Genomic DNA, 19,396 nt, shown 5'->3' with positions numbered 1-19,396 from the left:
GCGCCATGATGGTGGGATGGTGATCGACCTCAACGCCGACCTCGGTGAGGGTTTCGGCATCTGGCGGCTCGGCGACGACCTGGCGCTGCTCGACATCGTCACCAGCGCCAACGTCGCCTGCGGCTTCCACGCGGGCGACCCCGTGACGATCAGGCGCACGTGCGCCGCGGCCGTCGACCGCGGCGTGTCGATCGGCGCCCAGGTGTCCTACCGCGACCTGGCCCACTTCGGCCGCAGGGAGATGGACGTCGAGCCCGAGGAGCTGTGCGCCGAGGTGCTCTACCAGCTCGCGGCCGTCGACGGCATCGCCAGGGCGATGGGCGGCCGGGTCTCCTACGTCAAGCCGCACGGCGCCCTGTACAACCGGGTGTGCCGCGACGAGGTGCAGGCGGCGGCGGTGATCGACGCCGTGGCCGACTACGACCCGTCGCTGCCGGTGCTGACGCTGCCGGTCTCGGTCGTGCACGAGGTGGCCGCCGCGGCGGGCGTGCCGACGGTGAGCGAGGCGTTCGCCGACCGGGCGTACACGGCGGCGGGGGCGCTGGTGCCGCGGCGGGAGGCGGGCGCGGTGATCCACGACGTGGCGGCGGTGACCGCGCGGGCCCGCCGGATGGCCCTGGAAGGCTCTGTGACGGCCGTCGACGGCAGTCCGGTGTCCGTCTCCGCCCGGTCGCTGTGCGTCCACGGAGACACCCCTGACGCCGTCGGGCTCGCCCGTGCCGTGCGCAACGACCTGCTGGCGGCCGGAGTGGTCCTGCAGGCGTTCGCGTGATCCGTGCGGTGGGAGAGCACGCGCTGCTCGTGGAGACCGGGTCGCTGGCGGCCTCCCACCGGCTCGACGCGGCTCTGCGGGCCGAGCGGCCCGAGGGGGTCGTGGAGGTCGTGCCGGGGCCGGAGACCGTGCTCGTGGTGGCGCCGGGCGCCGATCGGGAGCGGTTGCGGGCCAGGCTGGCGGCCATGACCCGATCGGCGGGCGGGGCGGCGGGCGGGGCGGACGCTCCGGCCGGGCCGGTGGTGACGATTCCCGTCGTCTATGACGGCGCCGACCTTGATTCCGTCGCGGCGCTGGCCGGGATCTCGGCCGAGGAGGTGGTCGTCCGGCACACCGGGCGCGAGCTGGTGGTCGGGTGGCTGGGGTTCGCCCCGGGGTTCGCCTATCTGACCGGGCTCGACCCCGTGCTCGAACTGCCCCGGCTGGACACGCCGCGCACGTCGGTGCCGGCCGGCTCGGTGGCGGTCGCGGGGCCGTACTCGGCGGTCTACCCGGCCGCCTCGCCCGGCGGGTGGCGGCTGCTGGGGCGCACGGCGAGGCGGGTGTGGGACGTGTCGGCCGAGCCGCCGTCGTTGTTCCGGCCGGGGATGCGCGTGCGGTTCGAGCGCGCATGATCGAGGTGATCGCGCCCGGTCCGTACGCGACCGTCCAGGATCTGGGGCGGCCCGGCCTGGCCCATCTGGGCGTTCCGCGTTCGGGGGCGGCCGACGCGCCGAGCCTGCGGCTGGCCAACCGGCTGGTGGGCAACCGCGAGGACGCGGCGGGCATCGAGGTGACGTTCGGGCTGGCGCGGCTGCGGTTCCACGAGGGCGCGTGGGCGGCGCTGACCGGCGCGCCGGCGCAGGCGCGGATGGGGGTGCCGTTCTGGGTGCCGCCGGGGGGCGAGCTGCGGCTGGGGGCGCCGGAGTGGGGGCTGCGCACGTACGTGGCGGTGCGCGGCGGCATCGCGGTCGAGCCGGTGCTGGGCAGCCGGTCCACCGACTCGCTGTCGGGGCTCGGCCCCGAGCCGTTGCGGGCCGGGGCGCTGCTGCCGGTGGGCGGCTTCGTCGCCGAGGAGATCTCGGTGGACCTGGCGCCGCCGCCGGGGCCCGCGCCCGCCGTGCTGCGGGTGCTCGCCGGGCCGCGGGACGACTGGTTCGTCCCGGGGGCGCTGGAGGCGCTGTGCGGGGGGCCGTACGCGGTCAGCCAGGACAGCAACCGCGTCGGGGTGCGGCTGCACGGGCCCGAGCTGACGCGGGCCAGGAAGGGCGAGCTGCCGAGCGAGGGCATGGTCACCGGCGCCGTGCAGGTGCCGCCGAGCGGGCAGCCGATCGTGTTCCTCGCCGACCACCCGCCCACGGGCGGCTACCCGGTGATCGCGGTGGTGCGCCAGGCCGACCTGCCGGTCGCGGCGCAACTGCGGCCCGGCGACGAGGTGCGCTTCACAACGCGACCTGGCCGCTGACGCAGGTGACGACCGACCCGCCGACCCACACGTCCCGCTCGTCGGCGGTGATCCGCACGCGCCCCGCCCGGCCGAGCACGGTCCCCTGCCCCGCCGTGTACGGCGCCTTCACCCGCCCCGTGCGCAGCAGGAACTGGGCCAGGGACGCGTGCAGGCTGCCGGTCACCGGATCCTCGACGTCGGGCGCGAACACGCGCACCTCGTAGGCGTACGGCGAGCCCTCCGGGCACGGCCCCGCCACGCCGACCATGTGCTCGATCGCGCCCGGCCGCAGCTCCAGCACCTCCTCGGCGGCGGCGAGCAGCACCACCACCCACCCGGGCCCGTTGTCGGCCCATTCGACGGCCAGCATCCGCTCGCGTCCGATGCGCAGCGTCTCGGCCAGGCGCTCGGCGAGCTCCTCCTCGACCGGCCCCGACCGCACCAGCTCGGGCGCGGCGAAGGCGAGCCCGTCCTCGGTCCTGCGCACCCGGATCAGCCCGGCGTCGCACTCCTGGACGATCTCCGCCGCGTCGCGCGGCCGGCCGCCGCTCTCCAGCCAGGCGTGGCACGTGCCGAGCGTGGGATGTCCGGCGAAGGGCAGCTCGCCGCTCCCGGTGAAGATCCGGACCCGGTAGTCGGCCCCGGGCACGGTCGGGGGCAGCACGAACGTCGTCTCGGACAGGTTCGTCCAGGCGGCGAAGCGCCCCATCTCCTCGGTGTCCAGCCCTTGGCCGTCGAGCACGACCGCGAGCGGGTTGCCGCGATAAGGGACGGAGGTGAACACGTCGACCTGACGGAATGCACGTTGCATACGCGCAGTCTGGCCGACGGGTCTTCCGCCGGTAACCCCGCGCGCTCACACTGGGCGATGTGGCGGACTACGACGTGCTGGTGCTCGGCTCCGGCCCCGGCGGGCAGAAGGCCGCCATCGCGGCGGCGAAGCTGGGCCGGCGGGTCGCCGTCGTCGAGAAGCGGAACATGATCGGCGGCGTCTGCATCAACACCGGCACGATCCCGTCCAAGACGCTGCGCGAGGCGGTCCTCTACCTCACCGGCCTAAACCAGCGCGAGCTGTACGGCGCCAGCTACCGCGTCAAGGACGAGATCACGGTCGCCGACCTCGGGATGCGCACCCAGCACGTGATCGGCCGCGAGGTCCAGGTGATCCGCAGCCAGCTCGGCCGCAACCACGTCACCGTCCTGCCCGGCACCGGACGTTTCCTCGACCCGCACACCATCGGGATCAGCGGCGAGGAGGAGCGCAAGGTCACCGCCGACCGGATCGTGATCGCCACCGGCACCTCCCCCGCCCGCCCGGACAGCGTGCAGTTCGACGAGCGCACGGTCATCGACTCCGACGCGATCCTGCACCTGGACCGGGTGCCCGAGACCATGGTCGTGGTCGGCGCCGGGGTCATCGGCATCGAGTACGCCTCCATGTTCGCCGCCCTCGGCACCAAGGTGACCGTGGTCGAACGGCGCGAGCGCATGCTGGAGTTCTGCGACCTGGAGATCGTGGAGGCGCTCAAGTACCACCTGCGCGACCTGGCGGTGACCTTCCGCTTCGGCGAGCACGTCGCCGCCGTCGAACGCCGCCCGCGCGGCGCGCTGACCCTGCTGGAGAGCGGCAAGCGCATCCCCGCCGACTGCGTCATGTACTCGGCCGGACGCCAGGGCAAGACGGCCGAGCTGAACCTGGAGGCCGCCGGGCTGGCCGCCGACGACCGCGGCCGGATCCGGGTGGACGAGCACTACGCCACGGCCGTGCCGCACATCTACGCGGTCGGCGACGTGATCGGCTTCCCGGCGCTGGCCGCCACCTCGATGGAGCAGGGCCGGGTGGCCGCCCAGCACGCCTGTGGCGAACCCGTGGAGGAGCTGCGGGAGCTGCCGCCCATCGGCATCTACACGATCCCCGAGATCAGCTTCGTCGGGAGGTCGGAGGACGAGCTGACCCGCGACCGGATCCCGTTCGAGGTGGGCATCTCGCGCTACCGGGAGCTGGCCAGGGGGCAGATCATCGGCGACTCGTACGGGATGCTCAAGCTGCTGGTCTCCTCCGAGGATCGGCGGCTGCTCGGCGTGCACGTGTTCGGCACGGGGGCGACCGAGCTGGTGCACATCGGCCAGACCGTGATGGGCTGCGGCGGGACCGTCGACTACCTGGTCAACGCGGTGTTCAACTATCCGACGCTGGCGGAGTCGTACAAGGTGGCGGCGCTGGACGCGATGAACAAGATGCGGGTGGTGGCCCGGCTCACCGCCGACATGTAACTTCCCCCAATTGTCGGTTCTGACCGCTACGCTCCTCGATGGTTCATCTACTGGAGGCGTACGTGCGCAGCGAGACCGCGGGGAGGTGGCTGCCCGCGTTCCTGCTGCTGGCCGCCATCTGGGGCAACAGTTTCTTCTTCATCAAGGTCGCCGTGGGGGCGCTGCACCCGCTGCAGGTGTCGTTCGGACGCATGGCGGTCGGCGCGGTCACCCTGCTGGTCGTGCTCGCGGTCACCAGGCGGCCGCTCCCCCGCGACCCGCGGCTGTGGGGGCACTTCCAGATCGCCTCCGTCGTGCTCACCACGCTGCCCTTCACCCTGTTCGCCTACGGCGAGCAGTACGTCTCCTCCGTCGTCGCCGCCATCTGGAACGCCACCACGCCGCTGTGCACCCTGGCCTTCACCCTGGTGCTGCGCGCCGAGCGGGCGACCGCCGCGCGGGCGGCCGGGCTCGGACTCGGGTTCGCCGGCGTCATGGTGGTGCTCGGGGTGTGGCAGCCCATGGCGGGCGGGCAGCTCGGCGGCAGCCTGGCCTGCTTCGGGGCGGCGCTCTGCTACGGGGTCGGCGGGGCGTACATGGGCCGCTTCATCACCGGGCGGCGGTCCGAGCCGCCGGTGGTGCTGGCCGCGGGGCAGCTCCTGACCGGCGCGGTCCAGCTCGCGGTGATCACGCTGGTGGCGGGCGTGCCGCTGGTGGACACCGCGGCGCCCGCCGAGGTCTGGTGGAGCCTGCTGGGCCTTGGCGGCCTCGGCACCGGCGTGGCCTACCTGCTGCTGTACCGGGTCCAGGCCCTGGCGGGCGTGACGACGACCTCGACGGTGACGTACCTGCTGCCGGTGTTCGCGGTGGCCTCCGGCGTGCTGCTGCTCGACGAGACGATCACCTGGAACCAGCCGGTGGGCGCGCTGGTCATCCTGCTGGCCATCGCGCTCACCCAGGGCGCGCTGCGCGTGCCCGCGCGCTCAGCCCTCCGATGAGGGACGGCGGCCGCGGGGGGCGGGCTTCTTGCGGCCCGCCACCAGCGTGTCGCCGGTCGCCGGGGCCGGCGCGGGCTCCTCGGTCGCCGGCGGGCCGGCGGGCCGCGTGCGGGGCCGGGGGTGCGGCATGGTGTCCGTCATGGGCGAGGGCGCGTCCCCGGCCTGCTGCCCGGTCTCCCCGTTCTGGGGGACGGCGTCCTCGGCCGGTTTCGACTGGCGGGCGGGCGTGTCGGCGTCGCGCAGCGAGGCGATGACCCGGTCGGCCTCGGCGTCGGCGGCGAACTCGCTGGCCGCCTCGCTCTCCCTCCTGCGGATCACCACCATGTGGTCGACCGACAGCCGTCCCGCGCCCACGACGGCCAGCAGGATGGCGGCCGCCCCGAGCAGGATCAGCTCGTTCATGCTGATGGGGTTGAGCGGCGGGGCCACCAGGAAGACGCCCAGCGCCTCGGCGAACAGGATCAGCCCGGTGACGGCGACCCCCAGCCCGGCGATCAGCAGCGCCCCGCCGATCAGCTCGGTGAGCATGGTGACCGTGGCCCACGCGCCGGGCGCGGGCGCACCCTGCTGGAGGAACTTCGCGCCGGTGGCGGTGAGCCCGTCCTCCAGCTTGGTCCAGCCGTTGGCGAAGAAGATGCCGCCCACGCCGACGCGGGCGACTAAGGCGGCGACATCACGCAGGGCCTGTTTCACGGTATTTGTCTGCCCTGTTCGGGTCATGGCACACCTCAATCACGGCTGAGCAGCACGGCCACCGCGACGGCGGTCAGGCCGAGCAGGACGACGCTGACGATCACGGTCGTGTGCAGGGCGTTGACGAAAGCCCAGCGTGCGGCGCCGAGCAGCGCGTCGCCGGTGCTGCCGCCGATCTCGCGGGCGACGTGGGCGGCCCCGGCCAGCGACTGCCTGGCCTGGTCCATGCGGCCCACGGACACGCCGGGCACGGCGGGCAGGGCGGGCGCGTAGGCGAGCGTGGTGATCGTGCCGAGCACCGCGACGCCGAGGCCCGCGCCCAGCTCGTACGCGGTCTCCTCGATGGCCGCGGCCCCGCCGGCCCGGGACTCGGGGACCGAGGACATGATCGTGTCGGAGGCGGCCAGCAGCGCCACCTGCACGCCGAACCCGATGCCCACGAAGCAGACCGCCAGCATCACGGGATGGCCCTCGACGCCCCAGCCCAGCGTGGGCGTCAGGGCCAGCGCGACGAGCCCGAGCCCGCCGCTCATCGTGGCGCGCATGCCGATCCTGGGCAGGATGTGGGCCGCCGCGAGGCCGCCGGTGACGGCCGACAGCACAAGCGGCAACATCCTGACCGCCGCGCGCACCGGGCTGTCCCCCAGCACGAGCTGCAGGTACTGGGCCAGCATGAGCTGGAGCCCGACCAGCGCGAACACGCCCAGCAGCACGCCGGCCACGCCGGTGGTGAACTCGCGCCGCCGGAACAGGGCCAGCTCCAGCAGCGGCGCCGGCAGACGGGACTGGCGGCGGACGAACGCGACCAGCAGGCCCGCGCCGCCGAGGAAGACCAGCACCGAGGCCCAGAACGGAAGCAGGCTCCCCGCCCCGGCCTCCTTCAGCCCGAAGGCCAGGGCGAGCAGGCCGAGCACCGACAACACGGCGCTCGTCGAGTCCCAAGGGCGTTCCCTGCGCAGCGGCGACTCCGGCAGCAGCCGGACGGCCAGGGGCAGCAGCACCAGCAGGATCGGCACGTTGATCAGGAAGACCGCGCCCCACCAGACGCCCACCAGTACGCCGCCGATCAGCGGGCCCACCGCCGCCCCGGCCGCGGCCACCGCGCTCCAGACGCCGAGCGCGACGGCCCGCTCGCGGCGGTCGGTGAACACCTGGCGGATCAGCGAGAGCGTGGCCGGCATGATCATGGCGCCGCCGACGCCGAGCAGCGCCCTGGCCAGGATCAGGGTCAGCGGCGTGGGCGCGAACGCCGCTCCCGCCGAGGCCACGCCGAACAGCACGAAGCCGCCCAGCACCAGCCGCTTGCGGCCGTAGCGGTCGCCGAGCGTGCCGAACACGATGAGCAGCGGCGCGACGACGAGCGAGTAGCTGTCGATGATCCACAGCAGCTCGACGGAGGACGGTTCGAGCGCGGCCGTGAGCGCGGGCACCGCGATGTGCAGGACGGTGGCGTCGACCGTGATCAGCAGCAGGCTCAGGCAGAGCAGCACGAGGACGGCCCAGCGGTTGTCCCGTCGCGGGCGATCGGCACGCCGTACGAGGGGTGCGGCCTGGGTGACGGTCATGGGCCTCCTTGCAGGCCGATCCGGTCACCAGGGCCTGCACGTGCAGAACGGTCGAAAGCGGGGGAACTCACGGGGGCGGTCTCGCGCCCTCTCCTGCCGTGGCTCCCCACTCCGGCTTGCGTGGCAGCTTAGGCCATGCCAGGCGCTCGGCATAGCGGTATGGGCCGATCCGCGACGCCCCCCACCTCTCTAGTGAGATACAGCCATATGTCCGGATCTACCCAACCTCCATTCGTCACCCGATCATGGGAGCCGTGGGGAACGACGGAAGTGCCGGGAAAGACGATATTTCCGATAAGTCCTCACGCGAGTGGTGCACCGAGGCCCTCACCAGGCTGAACGCGGGCCGTCCCGAATCGGCGCTGGAGGCCGCGCGCCGGGCGGCCGACCTCGACCCCGGCGACGAATGGGCCTGCCGCCTCATCAGCCTGGCCCACGAACGCCAGGGCCGCGACGCCGACGCCCTCCCCCCGGCCGAACGCGCCGTGGACCTCGCGCCCGGCTCCTGGTCCGCCCGCCTGCGCCTGGCCGCGATCTCCCGCCGGATCCCCGGCCGCTGGTCCGCTGCGGTCGCCGACGCCGTGCTGGCCGCGCGGTTCGCCCCCGAGGAGGCCGACCCCGACGTCCTGCTCGGCGACCTGGCGCTGCTGCGCGGCGACCATCCGGAGGCGGGACGGGCCTACCGCGCCGCGCTCGCCACGGCCCCCGCCCATCCGCAGGCCCGCGTGAACCTGGCCCTGTGCCTGCTGCGCTGGGACCGTCCGCGCCCGCACCACGACCCCGCCTGGCCGGTCGACCCACGCCAGACGGGACGCGCCAGGCGGGCGCTGGAGGTGTGGGCGCGCCAGGCCCGGATGCTGCTCGCCCTGGCCACGATCGCCGTCACGGCGGCCGCGCCGGCCCTCGACTCGGCGGTGTGGGCCCGGTGGTGCGGGTTCGCCGCGCTGGCCGCGCTGGTGCCGCTGACGGTCCGGCAGGCGCGGCGGGTGGGGGTCTGGGCGTACGTGCCGGCCATGGCCGGGCGCGATCCCTGGCTGGGCGCGGCCGTGGTGTCGGCCGGGTTGTCGGTGCCGGCGTTCGCGGGGTGGCTGCTGCTGGGCGCGGTGCCGGCGGCGCCGTCCTGGCGGGATCCGGTGTGGGCGGGGCTGGCCGGGATCGTGGTGCTGATGTGGCCGGCGCTGGCCGTCGTCCGGGTGCTGGCGGAGGCGTGGCGTGGGCGGCCGATGCCCGCGCTGGCCGAGCTGGCCCGCGCCACGGACGAGCGCACGGCGGCCAGGAACGCCGGCGTGACGTTGTGGATCGTCCTCATCAGGACCTGGTCGGTGCTGGTGCCGCTGGTCGGCGGGGCGCTGGCGGTCGAGCCGCGGGCCGCGGTGGCGGCGGTGGCGGTGCCGTTACCGATGCTGCGGGCCTGGCTGCGGGCCCGCCGCGGGGGCGACGGGTGGCTGCTCGCCGCGGGAGGTCTCGTGGCGCTCGCCGCCCTCGGCTGCGCCGTCGGCGGCGCGCTGGGGTCGGCGTGGGGATGGCGGGCGGGGCTGGGCGCGCTCGGCGCGGCGATGACGGTGTTCGCGGCGCACGCCCTGCGCGCGTGGTGGCGCGGCGCGCCGGGGCCCTGGCGGGCCTCGCTCGTCATGTGCGACCTGCCCATGGGCGGCGCGCCCTCGGTGGCCCTGACCCCGGAGGCGCGCCAGGCGTTCTCCTACGCCAGGAGCCTCGTCCTGTCCTACGGCGACCCCGCGGGCCCCCGGGTCGTGGGCGCGGCCGGGTCCGTCACCTCCTCCGGCGAGCTGCGGCTGATCGCCGGGCCCGAGGCGTGGGAGGGCGTGGCGGCCGACCCGCGCGTCGCGGTGTTCGCGGCCGACCCGTTGCAGCGGCGGTTCTGGGTGGAGGTACGCGGCATCGCCCTGGCCGGCCCGGACGTCCTGCGCGTCACCCCCAAGCAGGTGCTCGTCGGCGAGTTCCCCGGCAGGCACCAGCGACGGTGAATAGAGTTTTGTTCTATGCGGACCCTGCGCACCCCCGAAGAGCGTTTCGCGAGCCTGCCCGACTTCCCCTACGAGCCCCGCCACGCCGACCTGCCGGACGGCCCGCGCATGGCCTACGTCGAGGCCGGCCCCGCGGACGGCGAGCCGGTCGTCCTGCTGCACGGCGAGCCGAGCTGGTCCTTCCTCTACCGCCACGTCATGCGCGAGCTGGCCGCGGCCGGGCTGCGCGCGATCGCCCCCGACCTGATCGGCTTCGGCCGCTCGGACAAACCCGTGGACCCCGCCGAGCACACCTACGCCAGGCACGTCGAGTGGACCCGCGCGCTGCTGTTCGACGTGCTGGCCCTGGACCGCGTCACCGTCGTCGGCCAGGACTGGGGCGGCCTGATCGGGCTGCGGATCGCCGCCGAGCACCCTGAGCGCGTGGCCAGGATCGTGGCCGCCAACACGGGGTTGCCCTCGGGTGACATTCCCATGCCCGACGTCTGGCACCGCTTCAGGGACACCGTCGCGAGCGCCCCCACGCTGGACATCGCCCGGCTGGTCCAGGCGGGCTGCCGGACGCGCCTCAGCGACGAGGTGCGGGCGGCCTACGACGCGCCGTTCCCGGACGAGTCGTACAAAGCGGGCCCGCGTGCCCTGCCCGGGCTCGTGCCGACCACGCCCGACGACCCCGCCGCGCCCGCCAACCGCGCTGCCTGGCAGATCCTCACCACGCTGGACCGCCCGTTCCTGGTGGCCTTCTCCGACGGCGACCCCATCACCGGCGGCATGGCGCCCATCATGCTCAAGGCCGTCGCGGGCACGGCCGGGCTGTCCCATCCCGTGATCGCCGGCGCCGGCCACTTCCTCCAGGAGGACGCCGGCACCGAACTCGGACGTCGGATCGCCCTTTTCGTGACCTCCACCTAGCGTGTCAGGCCCGCCCAATCGTCGGTCGGGTGCGGTATAACCGGGGGCGGACCGGGGAGGCGTGATGCGTGAGTCCGACAGGGCCCAGGCCGCGGGGCGGGCCGCGGCGCGGGATCTGTTCGAGCAGGTGAGACTGCGTTATTTCCAGATTCCCCCCGCCGTGCGCCGGGTGCTCTACGCCGTGCTGCTCATCGTCGTCATGGGCGTGGGCGCGGCGCTCGGCTGGGATCTGCTGAAGACGTTCCCCCTCGTCCTGCTGGCCCTCGCCTTCGTGGCGCTGACCATGCGCTTCCCGCGCGCCGCCGCGACCGCGCTGGTCGTGGCCGGCTGGGTCGTGCTGGCGCTGCCGCTGTTCTCCTGGCGCTTCCCCCCCGGCTCCATGGCGCTGCACGCGATGGTCGGGCTCGCCCTGCCCGTGGCCGCCGCCGCCCACCTCGTCCGCTGGGTCACGCCGTGGGTCACCACGCTGGCCGCGCTCGTGCCGGCCGGGGTGCTGGCCTTCGGGCTCTCCTTCGTGTCGGCCGCCGTCGCGCTCTGGGGCGCCTGCCTGGCGGCCGTCGTCGTGCTGGTCCACCGGTTCCTCCAGGCGCGCCGGGCCAAGGCCGAGCTGTCGGCCGAGGAGCAGCAGGTGCGCGTGCGCGCCCGCGAGGGCCGGCCCGAGCCGCAGGCCGACAAGGCGGGCGCGCCGCCGCAGATCTCCGTCGAGGAGGCGCTGGCCGAGCTGGAGGGCATGATCGGGCTGGCGCCGGTCAAGGAGCAGGTCCGCTCGATCGCCGCCTCCATCGAGGCCACCCGGCTGCGGGCCGAGGCCGGCTACACCGCCGAACGCCCGACCAGGCACTTCGTCTTCGTCGGCCCGCCGGGCACCGGCAAGACCAGCGTGGCCCGCGCACTGGCCAAGATCTTCTACGCGTTCGGCCTGCTGGAGACCCCCTACGTGGTCGAGGCGCAGCGGGCCGACCTGGTGGGCGAGTTCCTGGGCGCGACCGCGATCAAGACCAACGAGCTGGTCGACCGGGCGCTCGGCGGCGTGCTGTTCGTCGACGAGGCCTACGGCCTGGTCAACTCCTCCGACGGCCAGCCCGACAGGTTCGGCGCCGAGGCCGTCCAGACCCTGCTCAAGCGGGCCGAGGACGACCGCGAGCGCCTGATCATCATCCTGGCCGGCTACGAGCAGGAGATGGCCTCGTTCCTGTCCAGCAATCCGGGCCTGGCCAGCAGGTTCGCCACCCGGGTGCGCTTCCCCAGCTACTCCGCCCCCGAGCTGGCCGAGATCACCGAGGTGCTCCAGCGGCGCCGGGGCGACACGATGGCCCCCGACGCCGGGCGCGCCCTGCTCGGCCTCTACGAGGACGTCCAGCGGCGCGGCCTGGTCGACGAGCTGGGCAACGCCCGGTTCGTGCGCAGCCTGGTCGAGGCCGCCGCGCAGGCCAGAGACGTGCGCGTGGTGGGCGCCGGCGGCACCCCGACCACCCACGACCTGGTGACCACCACCACGCCCGACGTGACCAAGGCGTTCGAGGAGCTGACCGCCCGCTTCCGCGGCTACGTGGCCACGCCCACGCTGGAGGAGGCGCTGGCCGACCTCGACACGATGGCCGGTCTGGAGCCGGTCAAGCGGCAGGTGCACGCCATCGCCGCCCAGCTCCAGGTGGCCCGCATGCGGCAGGAGCGCGGGCTGCCCACGCCGCCGCAGATGCGCCACTTCGTCTTCGCCGGGCCGCCCGGCACCGGCAAGACCACCGTCGCGCGGGTGCTCGGCCGCGTCTTCGCCGCGCTCGGCCTGCTGGCCAGGCCCGACGTCGTCGAGGCCCACCGGGCCGACCTGGTCGGCCAGCACCTCGGCGCGACCGCGATCAAGACCAACGAGCTGGTCGACCGGGCGCTCGGCGGCGTGCTGTTCATCGACGAGGCCTACAGCCTGGTCAACCCCGGCTACGCGGGCGGCGACGCCTTCGGCTCCGAGGCCGTCCAGACCCTGCTCAAACGGGCCGAGGACGACCGCGACCGGCTGGTCATCGTGCTGGCCGGCTACCCGCGCGAGATGGACTCCTTCCTGGCCACCAACCCCGGCCTGGCCAGCCGGTTCAACCAGCGCGTGGCCTTCCCCAGCTACTCGCCGCGCGAGCTGTCGCAGATCGCGGTGCTGCTGGCCGGCAAGGCCGGCGACAGCTTCGACGAGCAGGCCCTGCGCGACCTCGACGAGGTGTTCGCCTGGGTGTGCGAGGAACGGCTGATCGACGGCCTGGGCAACGGCCGCTTCGCCCGCTCGTTGTTCGAACGGGCCGCGATGCGCCGCGACGTGCGCCTGGCCGCCCACGCGTCGGGCGGCGGGTCGGCCAGCGCCGCCGACCTCACGACGATCACCAGCGACGACGTGCGCACCGCCGTGGACGAACTTTCCGGACGTTAACCCCTCTTTGGCATTTCCCCGCGCCACGATGCTGCTGGCTGTAGCAGTATGACTACCTATCGTGCGCATCCGGGAGGGGGACGATGGCGGGGTTCCTGGCCCGCAGGCTGCTCAACTACGTGGTGCTGGTCGGCGTGGCCGCGAGCCTGGCGTACCTGCTGGCCGCCGGGGCGCTCGACCCGCGTTCCAACTACGCCGACCGCACCCCGAAACCGCCGCCCGCCGTCGTCGACGCCCAGCTCACCGCGCTCAACCTCAACGACAAGACCCCGCTGCTGCAGCGCTACGCCACCTGGGCCGCGGGCGTGCTGCACGGCGACTTCGGCAGGACGGTCACCGGCTCGCCGGTCAACGACGACCTCAGGCGGCGGATGGGGGTCACGTTCCGGCTGGTCATCCTGGGTCTGCTGTTCGGGAGCCTGCTGGGGGTGCTGGTGGGCGCGTACGCGGCGGTGCGGCAGTACGGCTGGTTCGACCGGCTCTCGACGGGCCTGTCGTTCGTCGTGCTCGCGGTGCCGGTCGTGGTGCTGGCCAACATGCTGATCCTGGCCGCCGCCTGGGCCAACGACAACCTCTTCGGCCGCCAGGTGCTGCTGGTCAGCGGCGAGTACAGCGCCGGCCTGGAGACCGGGTTCTGGGGTTACGTGCTCGACCGGCTGCAACACCTGATCCTGCCGACGATCTCGCTGTCCGTCGGCCTGGTCGCGGTCTTCAGCCGCTACCAGCGCAACATGATGCTCGACGTGCTCGGCGCCGACTTCGTCCGTACGGCCAGGGCCAAGGGGCTGAGCAGGGGCCGGGCGCTGACCCGCCACGCGCTGCGCACCGCGCTGATCCCGGTGGCCACCTACTTCGCCTTCACGTTCGGCACCCTGCTGACCGGGGCCACCTTCACCGAGAAGATCTTCGGCTGGCACGGGCTGGGCGAGCAGCTGATCAACTCGATCTTCACCAACGACGTCAACACCGTGGCGGCGATCTCCTTCCTCGCCGCCGTGGCCGTGTTGTGCGCCGCGCTCGCCTCCGACCTGCTGCACGCCGCGCTCGACCCCAGGGTGCGGGCGTGATGACGCTCTCCGACGAGGAGCTGGCGGAGGAGCTGACCGGTGACCTGGGCCGGGCGCCGTCGCGGCTGCGGGTGGTGGCCGGGCGCTTCTTCCACTCTGCGCAGGGGCTGGTCGGGTTCGCGGTGCTGGCACTGATGTTCCTGCTGGCGTTCGTGGGGCCGCTGTTCAGCCCGTGGTCCTACACCGACAAGGACTTCACGGCGTTCCTGCAGCCGCCCTCGCCGCGGCACTGGTTCGGAACGCTCCAGACCGGCGCCGACGTCTACGCGGTGACCCTGCGCGGCATGCAGAAGTCGCTGATCGTGGGCCTGCTGGCGGCGCTGGTGTCCACGGCGGTCGCGGCGGTGGTGGGCGCCTTCTCCGGCTACTTCCTGGGCTGGACCGACCGGGCGCTGAGCTGGGTGACCGACCTGCTGCTCGTGCTGCCCGCGTTCCTCATCCTGGCGATCATGTCGCCGTTGTTCGGGGCCGGGCAGTGGGTGCTGTTCGTGGTCATGCTGGCGCTGTTCCTGTGGATGGTGACCTCGAAGATCGTCCGGGGGATGACGATCTCGCTGAAGGAGCGCGAGTACATCCAGGCCGCCCGCTTCATGGGGGTGCCGCCGGTGCGGATCATCTTCCGGCACGTGATCCCCAACCTGTCCTCGCTGCTCATCGTCGACGCCACGCTCAACGTCAGCGCGGCCATCCTGACCGAGACCTCGCTGTCGTACTTCGGGTTCGGCATCCAGCCGCCCGACGTGTCCTTCGGCACGCTGATCGCCGACGGCTCGCGCACGGCGGTCTACGCGCCGTGGACGTTCTGGTTCGTGGCCGGGCTGCTGGTGGTCACCGTGCTGGCGGTCAACCTCATCGGCGACGCGCTGCGCGACGCCTTCGACCCGGCGGCGCGGCGATGAGGCCGGCGGCGAACCCCGTCCTGGAGGTCAGCGACCTCCACGTGTCCTTCGGCGACGTGCGCGCGGTGCGCGGGGTCAGCTACTCGGTGAGCCCGGGTGAGGTGCTGGGCATCGTGGGCGAGTCCGGGTCGGGCAAGTCGGTCACCTCGGCCGCGGTCATGGGCCTGCTGCCGCCGAGCGCCCGGGTCACCGGGTCGGTGCGCCTGCACGGCAAGGAGCTGATCGGCGCCTCCGAGCGGGAGCTGACCCGCTTCCGCGGCAAGACCGTGTCGATGGTGTTCCAGGACCCGTTGTCGGCGCTCACGCCCGTCTACCGGGTGGGCGACCAGATCGCCGAGGCCGTCCGCATCCACCAGCGGGTGACCAAGGAGAACGCCGCGGTCAAGGCCGTCGAGCTGCTGGAGCTGGTCGGCATCCCGTCGCCGAGCGAGCGCGCGCTCGCCTTCCCGCACGAGTTCTCCGGCGGCATGCGGCAGCGCGTGATGATCGCGATGGCCATCGCCAACGACCCCGACGTGATCATCTGCGACGAGCCCACCACCGCGCTCGACGTGACCATCCAGGCGCAGGTGCTGGAGGTGCTGAAGAAGGCCCAGCGGGAGACCGGCGCGGCGATCATCATGATCACGCACGACCTCGGCGTGGTGGCCGGCTTCGCCGACCGGGTCCTGGTCATGTACGCCGGGCGCCCGGTCGAGATCGGCGACGTCGACGACATCTACTACCGGATGCGCATGCCGTACACGGCCGGGTTGCTGGCCTCGATCCCGCGGGTCGACCGCGGCGGCCGGCAGCCGCTGCTGCCGATCGCCGGGAACCCGCCCTCCCCCGCGGCGCTGCCGCCGGGCTGCCCGTTCGCGCCGCGCTGCCCGCTGAAGATCCACGAGTGCGACGCGGCCGAGCCGCCGCTGTTCGATGTGGCGACGGGCCACCGGGCGGCGTGCATCCGCTGGGAGGTCGTCCGCCCCCAGGGCCCCGGCCGCCACGCGGCCGGTGAGCCCGTCGCCCCCGCGGTCCGCGCCGAGCAGCCGGTGCTGGAGGTCGACGGCCTGGTCAAGGACTACCCGCTGCTCAAGGGGGCGCTGTTCAAGCGCAGGGTCGGCACGGTGCACGCGGTGGCCGGCGTCAGCTTCGACATCCGCCGGGGCGAGACGCTGGGCCTGGTCGGCGAGTCGGGCAGCGGCAAGACCACCACGCTCACCCAGATCCTGGAGCTCGTCCCGCCGCAGGAGGGGCGCGTGGTCGTGCTCGGCCGCGACACCGCCCGGCTGGACGGCGCCGGGCGCACCGCGATCCGGCGGGACATGCAGGTCGTCTTCCAGGACCCGATGGCCTCGCTCGACCCGCGCATGACGGTCTACGACATCCTGGCCGAGCCGCTGCGCACTCACGGGGAGCGCCGGCCGGGCCGGCGGGTGGGCGAGCTGCTCGCCCTGGTGGGCCTCGACCCGGCGCACGCCGCCCGCTACCCCCAGGACTTCTCCGGCGGCCAGCGGCAGCGCATCGGCATCGCCAGGGCGCTGGCGCTGGAGCCCAGGCTGCTGGTGCTGGACGAGCCGGTCTCCGCGCTCGACGTGTCGATCCAGGCGGGGATCATCAACCTGCTCGGCTCGCTGCGGTCCAGGCTCGGGCTGTCGTACCTGTTCGTCGCGCACGACCTGGCGGTGGTGCGGTACATCGCCGACCGGGTGGCGGTCATGTACCTGGGCAGGATCGCCGAGATCGGGCAGGTCGACGCGGTCTACGGGGCTCCGGCGCATCCGTACACGCAGGCCCTGCTGTCGGCGATCCCGCTGCCCGACCCGGCGCGCGAGCGCGTACGCGAGCGCATCCTGCTCGAAGGCGACCTGCCCAGCCCGGCCCACCCTCCGACCGGCTGCCGCTTCCGTACCCGCTGCCCCAAGTTCCGCTCGGTGCTCACCGACGACGAGCGCGCGCTCTGCGTGGGCGTCGAGCCCGAGGTGCTGCCGGTGGCCGACGACCAGGGCGCGGCCTGCCATTACGCCGAGAGGCTCGACGTCGTCTAGATCAGGAGGAATGCGCTCGATGAAAGCTTCACGTCTTGTCGTGGCCGTCGCCGTGACCGGCTCGCTGTCGCTGGTGAGCTGTGGCGGCGGCGGCTCGGGGGGCGGCTCGGCGAGCGGCACGGAAGGCGCGCACAAGACCATCAAGGCCTTCGACATCAACCCGCAGCCGCGCGACAAGGTCAAGGACGGCGGCACGCTGCGCTGGGGCATCAACGAGTTCCCCACCCAGTGGAACAGGAACCACGTCGACGGCAACCTGGCGATGGCGGCCGTGATCAGCAACGCGTTGCTGCCCTCGCCGTTCGTCTCCGACGAGAAGGCGGAGATCACCGTCGACACCGACTACGTGCTCGACGCCAAGGTCACCGACCAGAGCCCGAAGCAGGTCGTCACCTACACGCTCAACCCCAAGGCCAAGTGGTCGGACGGGCAGCCGATCACCTGGGCCGACTATCAGGCCCAGTGGCAGGCGCTCAACGGGCGCAACCCCGAGTTCCACATCGTCTCGGCCACCGGCTACCAGGACATCGAGAAGGTCGAGCGGGGCAAGGACGAGCACGAGGTGAAGGTCACCTTCACCAAGCCGTTCGGCGACTGGCAGTCGCTGTTCGGGCCGCTGCTGCCGGCCGCCACGAACCGGACCCCGCAGGCCTTCAACACCTCGTGGCTGAACAAGATCCCGGTGACCGCCGGGCCGTTCAAGTTCAAGGGCTTCGACCAGACGGCCAAGACCATCACGATCGTCCGGGACGACGCCTGGTGGGGCAACCGGGCCAAGCTCGACCAGATCATCTACCGGGCCTCGGAGCAGGACTCGCTGATCGGCGCGTTCAGCAACGGGGAGCTCGACCTCATCGACGTCGGGCCGTCCGCGCCCGACTACGCGCGGGCCAGGGCCACGCAGGGCGCCCAGGTACGCCAGGCCGCCGGGCCGGATTTCCGGCACTTCACCTTCAACGGGTCGAGCGAGCCGCTCAAAGACGTGAACGTGCGCCAGGCCATCCAGCTCGGCATCAACCGGCAGGCCATCGCGCAGTCCGACCTGCAGGGGCTCGACTGGCCGATCGCGCTGCTGAACAACCACTTCTTCATGAACACCCAGGAGGGATACCTGGACAACGCCGGAAATCTCGGCGTCTACAACCCCGAACGCGCCAAGCAACTGCTCGACGCGGCCGGCTGGAAGCTGAACGGGACCGTCAGGCAGAAGAACGGGCAGCCGCTCGACCTGCGGTTCGTGGTGCCGTCGGGGGTGCAGCTCAGCAAGTCGGAGGGTGAGCTGGCCCAGAACATGCTGGCCCAGATCGGGGTGAAGCTCACCATCAAGGCGGTGCCGAGCGACGACTTCTTCACCAAGTACGTCATCCCCGGCAACTTCGACATCACGCCATTCGCCTACATCGGGACGCCATACCCGATCTCGAGCAGCTACGGGATCTACGCGAACTCGGCGAACGGCAAGACCTGGAACGCCAACTTCGGCCGTACCGGCTCGCCGGAGATCGACCAGGCCATGGACAAGGCGGCCCAGAACCTCGACCCGGCCGGGGCCCGCACTCAGACGAACGAGGCCGACGGGCTGATCTGGAAGCTGGTCAACGTCCTGCCGCTCTACCAGCGTCCGCAGAACGTGGCGGCCAAGCAGACCCTGGCCAACGTCGGCGCGCGCGGCTTCTACGACCTGCGCTACGAGGACATCGGCTTCACCGGCTGACCGGCGCTCAACGCTCCACGGCCAGCTTCACGCCGAGCCCGACGAAGATGCCGCCCGTCGCCGTGTTCACCCGGCGGCGGGCGACGGCGCTGCGGCGCAGCCATCCGCCGATGCGCCCGGCCAGCACGCCCACCGCGCCGTCCACGACGAACTCGAAGGCGATCAGGACGGCGCCGAGCACGGCGAACTGCAGCCACATCCGCCCCAGCCCCGGATCGACGAACTGCGGGAGGAAGGCGACGGTGAAGGTGACCATCTTGGGGTTGAGCAGGTTCGTCAGCAGGCCGCTCAGGTAGGCCCGGCGGCCGGACATCCCGGTGCCCGGCTCGGGCATGTCGCTCACGCCGCCCCTTCGGTCCCGCAGCATCCGCACGCCCAGGTAGATCAGGTACGCGGCGCCGGCGATCCGTACGACGGTGAAGGCGACCGGCACGGCCGCGAAGAGCGCGGCCAGCCCCGCGGCGGCCACGGCGACGTGGATCGCCTCGCTGGTCGCCACCCCGGCCGTGGCCAGCAGCCCGGCCCGGGGGCCGCCCCGCATCCCGCAGCCCAGGACGAACAGCATGTCAGGGCCGGGCGTGATCATCGCCACGATGGTGGTGACGGCGAACAGCGCGAGAAGGTGACCGTCCAGAGGCATGCTTGATCTTCTCATATCCCCTTTTTTCGCCC

16 protein-coding genes are annotated in these 19,396 nt (G+C 73.0%); 12 read left to right on the top strand and 4 right to left on the bottom strand.

Annotated features, from left to right (window positions below):
* Nucleotides 1-16 precede the first annotated feature (16 nt).
* From ABZ444_RS30540 to ABZ444_RS30530, 3 genes are read left to right on the top strand one after another with little or no spacing between them, the layout of a single operon-like run.
* Nucleotides 17-772, top strand: a complete 756-nt coding sequence (locus ABZ444_RS30540; protein WP_358004151.1) for a 5-oxoprolinase subunit PxpA — start codon at nt 17-19, stop codon at nt 770-772.
* Entirely contained in the window at nt 769-1,386 is a 618-nt protein-coding gene (locus ABZ444_RS30535) for an allophanate hydrolase subunit 1 (protein WP_358004148.1), read from the top strand. Before ABZ444_RS30540 ends, ABZ444_RS30535 begins: the two co-directional genes overlap by 4 nt.
* Nucleotides 1,383-2,216: a biotin-dependent carboxyltransferase family protein gene (locus ABZ444_RS30530; protein ID WP_358004145.1), complete on the top strand. Its 834-nt coding sequence runs from the start codon at nt 1,383-1,385 to the stop codon at nt 2,214-2,216. The genes ABZ444_RS30535 and ABZ444_RS30530 overlap by 4 nt, the downstream gene beginning before the upstream one ends.
* On the opposite strand, the gene ABZ444_RS30525 is transcribed toward ABZ444_RS30530, so the two are convergent.
* Nucleotides 2,194-3,009 carry a PhzF family phenazine biosynthesis protein gene (locus ABZ444_RS30525; protein WP_358004142.1) on the bottom strand — a complete coding sequence of 272 codons (816 nt, stop codon included), beginning with the start codon at nt 3,007-3,009 and terminating at the stop codon, nt 2,194-2,196. The genes ABZ444_RS30530 and ABZ444_RS30525 overlap by 23 nt on opposite strands.
* 59 nt (nt 3,010-3,068) lie before the next feature.
* On the opposite strand from ABZ444_RS30525, the gene sthA reads away from it, so the two are divergent.
* Together sthA and ABZ444_RS30515 are read left to right on the top strand one after the other, a co-directional pair.
* A complete protein-coding gene (sthA, locus tag ABZ444_RS30520) occupies nt 3,069-4,472 on the top strand; it encodes a Si-specific NAD(P)(+) transhydrogenase (protein ID WP_358004139.1) in 1,404 nt (467 codons plus the stop codon).
* Between the two features lie 38 nt (nt 4,473-4,510).
* The gene (locus ABZ444_RS30515) at nt 4,511-5,449 is read left to right on the top strand and encodes a DMT family transporter (RefSeq protein WP_358004136.1); all 939 of its coding nucleotides are present in this window, start codon (nt 4,511-4,513) and stop codon (nt 5,447-5,449) included.
* Here ABZ444_RS30515 and ABZ444_RS30510 read toward each other — a convergent pair.
* Nucleotides 5,435-6,142, bottom strand: a complete 708-nt coding sequence (locus ABZ444_RS30510; RefSeq protein ID WP_358004133.1) for a DoxX family protein — start codon at nt 6,140-6,142, stop codon at nt 5,435-5,437. The genes ABZ444_RS30515 and ABZ444_RS30510 overlap by 15 nt on opposite strands.
* A 35-nt stretch (nt 6,143-6,177) precedes the next feature.
* A complete protein-coding gene (locus ABZ444_RS30505; RefSeq protein ID WP_358004130.1) occupies nt 6,178-7,707 on the bottom strand; it encodes an MFS transporter in 1,530 nt (509 codons plus the stop codon).
* Nucleotides 7,708-7,961: 254 nt separating this feature from the next.
* Here ABZ444_RS30505 and ABZ444_RS30500 point away from each other — a divergent pair, with 254 nt between their 5' ends.
* The 7 genes from ABZ444_RS30500 (at nt 7,962) to ABZ444_RS30470 (ending at nt 18,724) form a co-directional block, all read left to right on the top strand.
* Complete coding sequence (locus ABZ444_RS30500) at nt 7,962-9,692, top strand: hypothetical protein (protein ID WP_358004127.1); 1,731 nt, start codon at nt 7,962-7,964, stop codon at nt 9,690-9,692.
* Nucleotides 9,693-9,707: 15 nt separating this feature from the next.
* Entirely contained in the window at nt 9,708-10,604 is an 897-nt protein-coding gene (locus ABZ444_RS30495) for a haloalkane dehalogenase (RefSeq protein WP_358004124.1), read from the top strand.
* Nucleotides 10,605-10,668: 64 nt separating this feature from the next.
* Nucleotides 10,669-13,017, top strand: a complete 2,349-nt coding sequence (locus ABZ444_RS30490) for an AAA family ATPase (RefSeq protein ID WP_358004121.1) — start codon at nt 10,669-10,671, stop codon at nt 13,015-13,017.
* An 83-nt stretch (nt 13,018-13,100) separates the two neighbouring features.
* The gene (locus ABZ444_RS30485) at nt 13,101-14,084 is read left to right on the top strand and encodes an ABC transporter permease (RefSeq protein ID WP_358004118.1); all 984 of its coding nucleotides are present in this window, start codon (nt 13,101-13,103) and stop codon (nt 14,082-14,084) included.
* Complete coding sequence (locus ABZ444_RS30480) at nt 14,084-14,983, top strand: ABC transporter permease (RefSeq protein ID WP_358004115.1); 900 nt, start codon at nt 14,084-14,086, stop codon at nt 14,981-14,983. The genes ABZ444_RS30485 and ABZ444_RS30480 overlap by 1 nt, the downstream gene beginning before the upstream one ends.
* Nucleotides 14,980-17,010 carry an ABC transporter ATP-binding protein gene (locus ABZ444_RS30475; protein ID WP_358004112.1) on the top strand — a complete coding sequence of 677 codons (2,031 nt, stop codon included), beginning with the start codon at nt 14,980-14,982 and terminating at the stop codon, nt 17,008-17,010. The genes ABZ444_RS30480 and ABZ444_RS30475 overlap by 4 nt, the downstream gene beginning before the upstream one ends.
* A 19-nt stretch (nt 17,011-17,029) precedes the next feature.
* Nucleotides 17,030-18,724 carry an ABC transporter family substrate-binding protein gene (locus ABZ444_RS30470; protein WP_358004109.1) on the top strand — a complete coding sequence of 565 codons (1,695 nt, stop codon included), beginning with the start codon at nt 17,030-17,032 and terminating at the stop codon, nt 18,722-18,724.
* Between the two features lie 7 nt (nt 18,725-18,731).
* Here ABZ444_RS30470 and ABZ444_RS30465 read toward each other — a convergent pair whose 3' ends face one another.
* The gene (locus tag ABZ444_RS30465; RefSeq protein ID WP_358004106.1) at nt 18,732-19,364 is read right to left on the bottom strand and encodes a LysE family translocator; all 633 of its coding nucleotides are present in this window, start codon (nt 19,362-19,364) and stop codon (nt 18,732-18,734) included.
* Between the last annotated feature and the right edge of the window lie 32 nt (nt 19,365-19,396).

The organism is Nonomuraea sp. NPDC005730 (assembly GCF_040630865.1).
In the GTDB taxonomy this organism is placed as follows: Bacteria; Actinomycetota; Actinomycetes; order Streptosporangiales; family Streptosporangiaceae; genus Nonomuraea.
This window is presented reverse-complemented; position numbering and strand designations above follow the sequence as displayed.